Annotated in this window: 6 protein-coding genes; all 6 read left to right on the forward strand. The window is 69.2% G+C overall.

Annotated features, from left to right (window positions below):
* Position 1: 1 nt before the first annotated feature.
* The 6 genes from ACXN5W_RS22825 to ACXN5W_RS22850 all read left to right on the forward strand — a co-directional run bounded on the left by ACXN5W_RS22825 (position 2) and on the right by ACXN5W_RS22850 (position 7,016).
* Positions 2 to 325 (forward strand): UBP-type zinc finger domain-containing protein, encoded by a 324-nt coding sequence (locus tag ACXN5W_RS22825; protein WP_473160391.1) that lies wholly within the window; start codon positions 2 to 4, stop codon positions 323 to 325.
* Positions 322 to 1,710 carry a peroxidase family protein gene (locus ACXN5W_RS22830; RefSeq protein WP_473160392.1) on the forward strand — a complete coding sequence of 463 codons (1,389 nt, stop codon included), beginning with the start codon at positions 322 to 324 and terminating at the stop codon, positions 1,708 to 1,710. The genes ACXN5W_RS22825 and ACXN5W_RS22830 overlap by 4 nt, the downstream gene beginning before the upstream one ends.
* A 525-nt stretch (positions 1,711 to 2,235) precedes the next feature.
* Positions 2,236 to 4,050, forward strand: coding sequence for an AGE family epimerase/isomerase (locus ACXN5W_RS22835; RefSeq protein ID WP_473160393.1), 1,815 nt, complete (start codon positions 2,236 to 2,238; stop codon positions 4,048 to 4,050).
* Between the two features lie 106 nt (positions 4,051 to 4,156).
* Entirely contained in the window at positions 4,157 to 4,519 is a 363-nt protein-coding gene (locus ACXN5W_RS22840) for an STAS domain-containing protein (RefSeq protein WP_473160394.1), read from the forward strand.
* Complete coding sequence (gene glgX, locus ACXN5W_RS22845) at positions 4,516 to 6,636, forward strand: glycogen debranching protein GlgX (RefSeq protein ID WP_473160395.1); 2,121 nt, start codon at positions 4,516 to 4,518, stop codon at positions 6,634 to 6,636. The genes ACXN5W_RS22840 and glgX overlap by 4 nt, the downstream gene beginning before the upstream one ends.
* Before the next feature lie 38 nt (positions 6,637 to 6,674).
* The gene (locus ACXN5W_RS22850; protein ID WP_473160396.1) at positions 6,675 to 7,016 is read left to right on the forward strand and encodes an STAS domain-containing protein; all 342 of its coding nucleotides are present in this window, start codon (positions 6,675 to 6,677) and stop codon (positions 7,014 to 7,016) included.
* Positions 7,017 to 7,232 lie beyond the last annotated feature (216 nt).

The raw sequence follows: 7,232 nt of genomic DNA on the forward strand, positions 1-7,232 counted from the left end.
AATGACCGCATGGGAAGTTGTCGGGGACGCCGAGGGCAACCCGACGTCCAAGAGCTGCGACCACCTGGACAGCGTCCGGGATGTCCAGCCGAGCACCAGCTACGGCTGCGAGGACTGCCTGCGGGAGGGCACCCGCTGGGTGCACCTGCGCGAGTGCCTGGAGTGCGGGCACGTCGGCTGCTGTGACAACTCGCCCCGCCGGCACGCCACCGCGCACTGGCGGCACGTCCAGCATCCCCTCGTCCGCTCGCTCGAGCCGGGCGAGGAGTGGGGCTGGTGCTATCCGGACGAGCTGTTCCTGCTCCCCGAGGAGAAGGCGGTATGACGGCGGCCCCCACCCGTGCCGCGCCCCGCCGGATCGTCCGCGACCACTGCCTCGCACCGGGTCGCGGCGTCGACGCGCCGTCGCTCGGCGCCCGCTACGGCCGGATGTTCCCCGGCCTGCCGCCGTTGGAGACCGACGCCGACGCGCTCTACGCCGCCGGTACGCCGGGCGGCTCCTGCGACGCCTCACGGTTCCCGAGCCGTCCCGGGCACGCCATCGACGATGGTCACGAGGCGGCCGGCTGGCCGTTCTTCGGCCAGCTCGTGGCGCACGACATCACCGCGGACCGGTCCCCGGTCGGGCTGCGCGCCGAGGTCGAGGCGCTGCGGAACGCCCGTTCGCCCCGGCTCAACCTGGAGATGGTGCACGCCGAGGGACCGGTCGGCTCGCCGTACCTCTACGACAGCCAGGACACCGCGCGGTTGATCACCGCGCCCGACGGGCTCGACCTGCCGCGCAACTGGCAGGGCACGGCGTTGATCGGCGATCCGCGCAACGACGTGCACTGCTTCGTCGCCCACCTGCACCTGGCGTTCCTGCACGCGCACAACCGGCTGGTCGACCGGCTGCGGGAGGACGGCGTACCCGACGACGACCTGTTCGAGGAGGCCCGGCGGGCGCTGGTGTGGCACTACCAGTGGATCGTCGTGGAGGACTTCCTGCCCCGGCTGGTGGGCCGGGACCTCGTGACGGAGGTCCTGACCGACGGGGCGCGGTTCTTCGCCCCGGCGGCCGGGGAGGCGTTCATCCCGCTCGAGTTCGCCGACGCCGCCTACCGGTACGGCCACGGCCAGATCCGGCACCGGTACCGGCTGCAGGCCGGACAGCGGGAGTACCCGCTCTTCCCCGACCTGTTCGGGCACGGGCCGATCGCGCCGGAACATCGGCTGGAGTGGGCCCAGGTCTTCGACCTGCCGGACCAGCCGCCGGCCCAGCGGGCCAAACGGCTCGACGGCGGGCTGCCGGCCAGCCTGATCGTGCTGCCGCACGAGATCACCGGGGACGTCGCGACACCCGAGCACCGTTCGCTGGCGGTGCGCGACCTGCTCCGTGGCCGGGCCACCGCGCTGCCCTCCGGGGAGGCCGTCGCCGAGCTGCTCGGCGTGCCGGCGCTGGCCCCGGAACAGGTCGGCGAGGAATGGCAGGCCGGCACCCCGCTCTGGTTCTACGTCCTCAAGGAGGCGCAGCACCACGGCGGCGGCGACCGGCTCGGCCCGGTGGGCGGTCGCGTCGTGGCCGAGGTCCTGATCGGACTGTTGCGGGCCGACGCCGACGCCTACCTCACGGTGGATCCCGAGTGGCGGCCCACGCTGCCGGCCGCCGGCGAGCGGTTCGGGCTGGCCGACCTGCTCGCCTTCGCCATGCCGCCGGCCCCGGCGGCATGACGCGGGGCCCGCGCACAACCGGGGACCGTAAGCGTGATGCGGGGCCCACAGGCGCCCGCTGAGCCGACGACGCGGCTGGGCCGCAGCCAACACCGGCTGTGGCCCAGTTTCGCGTGTCCGTGCCGCTCGGCCCGCCGCGCCCGCATCCCTGCCGCGCCCGGGGGGTCCGGGGGGCCGGGGCTCCGGGGGATCTCCGGGCCACGGTCGGCGGGCGGTCCGTACCGCCCGGACCGCCCCGGTGGGTGACGCGTCGGTTGCCGGCCGGCGTCCGTCCGGTGTCACCCCGGGCGCCGGTTCGCGGACCGGGCGGCGGGGGACCGCCCCGGAAGACCCCGACGGAAGACCACGGCGACAGACGACCACCTGTGCGGGTGACTTGACGAAGCCACCCGCTCTATCTCCCGACGACCGTCCGGTGCCCGGCATTTGGTTGACGCTCTCCAGCCCCACTGGCCACGATTTCTTCATACGCCTGCCTGACCGGCCGATTCGTCACGGCCAGCACGCCTGCTGAGGAGGTCGACCATGACCGATGCAATGCGCTTTCCCTTCATGGACACCATTGCGGGGAGCGTCACTGAATACGACCGCCAGAAGGGAGTTTTCGGCCTGCGGACGATTGACGGACGGGATTTCGACGTACGACTTTCGGACGGCATGTCGGCCGAGTTGCTGCGTAACCTCGACGAGCCGTACGCCGACGCGAGCGAGCATGTCGACGACATGCTGACGCCGGGGCGCCACCTGTTCACCTACGGCGTCTTCTACCCGGAGGGCGACGGCTACAACTTCGAGGCGAAGCGGCTGGTCTTCCTGGGTCGGCGGGTGGGCGAGTACGGCTTCGAGAAGCCCAACTGGTGGGTGAACCAGATCGACTCCCTGGCCTCCTTCTACCGCCGGGCGCAGTTCGGACACGGCCCGATCGACTACAAGGAATACCGCACCAACATCCGACTCGACGGTGAGAAAGCCGACAGTCACGTGCAGGAAACCGACACAATTTCCCGGATGGTCTACGGGATGGCGTCGGCGTACATGCTGACCGGCGACGAGGAGTACCTCCGGGTCGCGGAAAAGGGCACCGAATACCTGCGCGATCACATGCGTTTTGTGGACCTCGATGCCGACGTCGTGTACTGGTACCACGGCATCAAAGTCGAGGGTGACTACGAGCGCAAGCTCTTCACCTCTGAATTCGACGACGACTACGACGCGATTCCGATGTACGAGCAGATCTACGCCCTGGCCGGGCCGACCCAGACGTTCCGGGTCACCGGCGACCCGCGGATCTCCTCCGACGTGGACGCCACGCTGCGGCTGTTCGAGAAGTACTACCGCGACCGGGAGGGCGGCGGGTACTACTCGCACATCGACCCGGTGCTGCTGAGCCCGCACCACGACTCGCTGCGGTTCAACCAGTCCCGCAAGAACTGGAACTCGGTTGGCGACCACGCGCCGGCGTACCTGATCAACATGCTGCTCGCCACCGGCGAGGAGCGGCACGCGGAGATGCTGGAGCGCACCTTCGACACGATCGTCGAGCACTTCCCCGACTACGACACCAGCCCGTTCGTCAACGAGCGGTTCCTGGCCGACTGGTCGCACGACCTCGGACACACCTGGCAGCAGAACCGGGCGGTGGTGGGGCACAACCTCAAGATCGCCTGGAACCTGATGCGTATGCACGCGCAGAACCCGAAGAAGACCTACCGGGACCTGGCCGAGAAGATCGCCGAGATCATGCCGGCGGTCGGCTCCGACCAGCAGCGCGGCGGTTGGTACGACGTCGTCGAGCGGGTCCGGCAGGAGGGGCAGGACTGGCACCGCTTCGCCTGGCACGACCGCAAGGCGTGGTGGCAGCAGGAGCAGGCCATCCTGGCGTACCTCATCCTCGCCGGCAGCATCGGCGGCGAGGACAACCGGGAGCAGGCGCGGCAGGCGGCCGGCTTCTACAACACGTTCTTCCTGGACCACGACGAGGGTGCGGTCTACTTCAACGTCCTGGCCAGCGGCCTGCCCTACCTGCTCGGCACCGAGCGGCTCAAGGGCAGCCACTCGATGAGCATGTACCACTCCGCCGAACTGTGCTACCTGTCCGCGGTCTACACGAACCTGCTGATCACCAAGCAGCCGCTGGAGCTGTGGTTCAAGCCTCGGCCGGACGCCTCGCGCACCCTGCGGGTCGCACCGGACCTGTTGCCGGCGGGCCGGGTCCGGCTCACCGACGTGGAGATCGACGGGAAGCCCTGGGAGAGCTTCGACCCGACGGCGATGACCGTCGAGCTTCCCGAGTCCGCGGAGTCCCTCACCGTCAAGGTCCAGCTCACCCCGACGGCCTGACCGTTCCGCCCGACCGGTGGCGTCACCGGGTCCGGTCACCGCCGGGCCCGGTGGCCGGGCTCGCACACCGGTCGGGCGGCTGTTGAAGGAAGGAGCGCCCATGTACGTGACCAGAGACCAAATCAGCGACGTCACCGTGGCCCGCCTCGTCGGGACCCTGGACAGCCGGTACGCGCAGGAGGTGCATGACGGGATCATGCCGCTCCTGCTCACCGGGCAACCCCTGCTGCTCGACTTCACCGAGGTCCCCTACGTGTCACACGCCGGGCTGGGGACCATGCTGGCGGTCTACCGCCAGGCGCAGGCGATGGACGGCAAGGTGTGCGTGATCGGCGTACGGGACGAGTTGCACCTGGCGCTGTCCGCCACCGGTTTCCTGCGGTTCTTCCTCGTCGCGGACAACCTCGACCAGGGGCTGTCGGCGTTGCGGCCGGAGGCCGCCACCACCGATCGGAGCGTGGCCGCATGACCTCGCCGGTACACGTCGTCCGGGACCGCATCGACTCGTACCCGACCCACCAGATCGCGGGGTACGGGGTCCGGCTGGGCCGGCACATGCCGTTCGGCGCCACCCTGGTGCCGGGCGGGGTCAACTTCTCCGTCTACTCCAGCGCGGCCGAGTCCATCTCGCTGGTGCTGTTCAAGCACGGCGAGCACAGCCCGATGGCGGAGATCCCCATCCCGCACGAGTTCCGGATCGGCGGCGTGTGGGCGATCACCGTCTTCGGGCTGGACTACGAGAACCTCGACTACGGATACCGGGTACACGGTCCGAGCAACCCGCACATCGCGGACCGGTTCGATCCGGAGCGGATCCTGTCCGACCCGTACGCGCGGGCCATGTCGGGCCGGGACGTCTGGGGTACCGCACCGGACTGGAACAACCCGTACCAGTACCGCTCGCGGCTGGCCTTCGACGACTTCGACTGGGACGACGACCGTCCGCTGCGGATCCCGAACGAGGATCTGGTCATCTACGAGATGCACGTGCGCGGGTTCACCCGGCACCCCTCCTCGGGCGTGGCCGCTCCGGGCACGTACGCCGGGCTGGTCGAGAAGATCCCGTACCTGAAGTCGCTCGGGGTCAACTGCGTCGAGCTGATGCCGGTCTTCGAGTTCGACGAGTTCGAGAACAGCCGGATCGACCCGACCACCGGTGAGCTGCTGCTCAACTACTGGGGCTACTCGACGATCGGGTTCTTCGCCCCGAAGGCGGGCTACGCCGCCACCGGCCCGTTCGGGATGCAGTGCGACGAGTTCAAGAACCTGGTGAAGGAGTTGCACGCCGCCGGCATCCAGGTGCTGCTCGACGTGGTGTTCAACCACACCGCCGAGGGCAACGAGGACGGCCCGACCATCCACTTCCGTGGGTTGGACAACCGGACCTACTACATCCTCACGCCCGAGGGGTACTACTACAACTTCAGCGGTACCGGTAACACGTTCAACTGCAACCACCCCGTGGTCCGCAACTACGTGCTGTCCTGCCTCCGGTACTGGGCCAGCGAGTTCCACGTCGACGGGTTCCGGTTCGACCTGGCGGCGATCCTGGACCGCGGCGAGGACGGTGCGCCGCTGGCCAACCCGCCGCTGCTGGAGGCGCTCTCCTACGACCCGCTGCTGCGGGACTGCGTGCTCATCGCCGAGGCGTGGGACGCCGGTGGCCTGTACCAGGTGGGCGCCTTCCCGAACTACGGCAGGTGGTCGGAGTGGAACGGGAAGTATCGTGACACCGTGCGGCGCTTCCTGAAGGGCGAGTCCGGCACGATCGGTGACCTGGCCACCCGGATGGTCGGCTCGGCGGACCTGTACGCGCTGCGCGGGACCGCCGCCTCGGTCAACTTCATCACCTGCCACGACGGGTTCACCCTGGCCGACATGGTCTCGTACAACCACAAGCACAACGAGGCCAACGGCGAGGGCAACCGGGACGGCAACGACGACAACGCGAGCTGGAACTGCGGAGTCGAGGGGCCGACCGACGACCCCGAGGTGGTCGCGCTGCGGATGCAGCAGATGAAGAACGCGATGCTCCTGCTGCTCAGCAGCCAGGGAATCCCGATGATCTACTCCGGCGACGAGGTGGCCCGCAGCCAGAGCGGCAACAACAACGCCTACTGCCACGACAGCTCGCTGACCTGGTTCGACTGGTCACTGGTGGAGCGCAACAAGGAACTGCTGGAGTTCGTCCGCCGGTGCATCGGCTTCCGGTCGGCCCACCCGATGCTGCGCGACCCGCTGCACCCGGTGGGTGAGGACCGGGCCGGTACGGGCTACCCGGACGTCAGCTGGCACGGCGTGCGGCCCTGGCAGGCGGACTGGTCGGACGACAGCCACCTGCTGGCCTGCATGCGCACCGGCCGGGCCGCCGACGGCGAGGTGGATTTCGTCTACCTGGTGGCGAACGGCCACTGGGAGGGCCACGACCTGGAACTGCCGGAACTGCCCGACGGGGTGCGGTGGCACCTGTTCGCAGACACCGTCGTCGGCGCCGCCGAATCCGGATCCGAGCCGGTGCTCGACGACCAGCGGGCGATCCGGGTCGGTCCCCGATCCTGCCTGGCTCTGGTGGGTCGCCGGTCCTGACAAAAGTCCATGCCGACCCACAGCGAGAGGAGCCGTAGGTGAATCTGAGGGCCACCCTGCGCCGGAAGGGAGCTACCACGGTCATCACGCTGGCCGGCGTCATGGATGCACACACGGCGCCGACGTTCAGACAGGAACTGGAACGGGCCGCTGATCCGACTGTCAAACAGGTGGTCTTCGACCTGACCCAGGTGAGCTACCTGTCCTCCGGCGGGCTGCGGATGCTGGCGTACGCCCGGCAGAAGCTGCCCGCCGGAGTGCGCATCGCGTTGGTGGGGGCCAACGAGACGATCCAGCGCACCATCCTGTTGGTGGGATACCACTACTGCTTCGAGATCATCGACCGCCTGCCCGGTTGGCTGGGGGAGGGCGCTGTCTGACGGGCAAGCGCCAGTGCCGGGCCCGGTCGCGACGGAGAACCTCCGTCGCCGCCGGGCCGCTTCTTTGGGCGTACCCCCGATCAGGCCGGCCTGGTTTCTGTGGCCTTGCGTCTTGCCCTGCGTTGACCTGGGGTCCGCCCGGTTTGGCCGGGCCCGCCCCCTTTTGGTGGTCAGGTCTTATCCCCTCTTTGGCGGGGCCTGCCCGAAGGGAGTGGC

This window comes from Plantactinospora sp. A48, assembly GCF_055793945.1.

Coding starts and splice junctions, on each gene's coding strand:
- ACXN5W_RS22825 (WP_473160391.1), top strand. CDS start 2: ATGACCGCATGGGAAGTTGTCGGGGACGCCGAGGGCAACCCGACGTCC.
- ACXN5W_RS22830 (WP_473160392.1), top strand. CDS start 322: ATGACGGCGGCCCCCACCCGTGCCGCGCCCCGCCGGATCGTCCGCGAC.
- ACXN5W_RS22835 (WP_473160393.1), top strand. CDS start 2,236: ATGACCGATGCAATGCGCTTTCCCTTCATGGACACCATTGCGGGGAGC.
- glgX (WP_473160395.1), top strand. CDS start 4,516: ATGACCTCGCCGGTACACGTCGTCCGGGACCGCATCGACTCGTACCCG.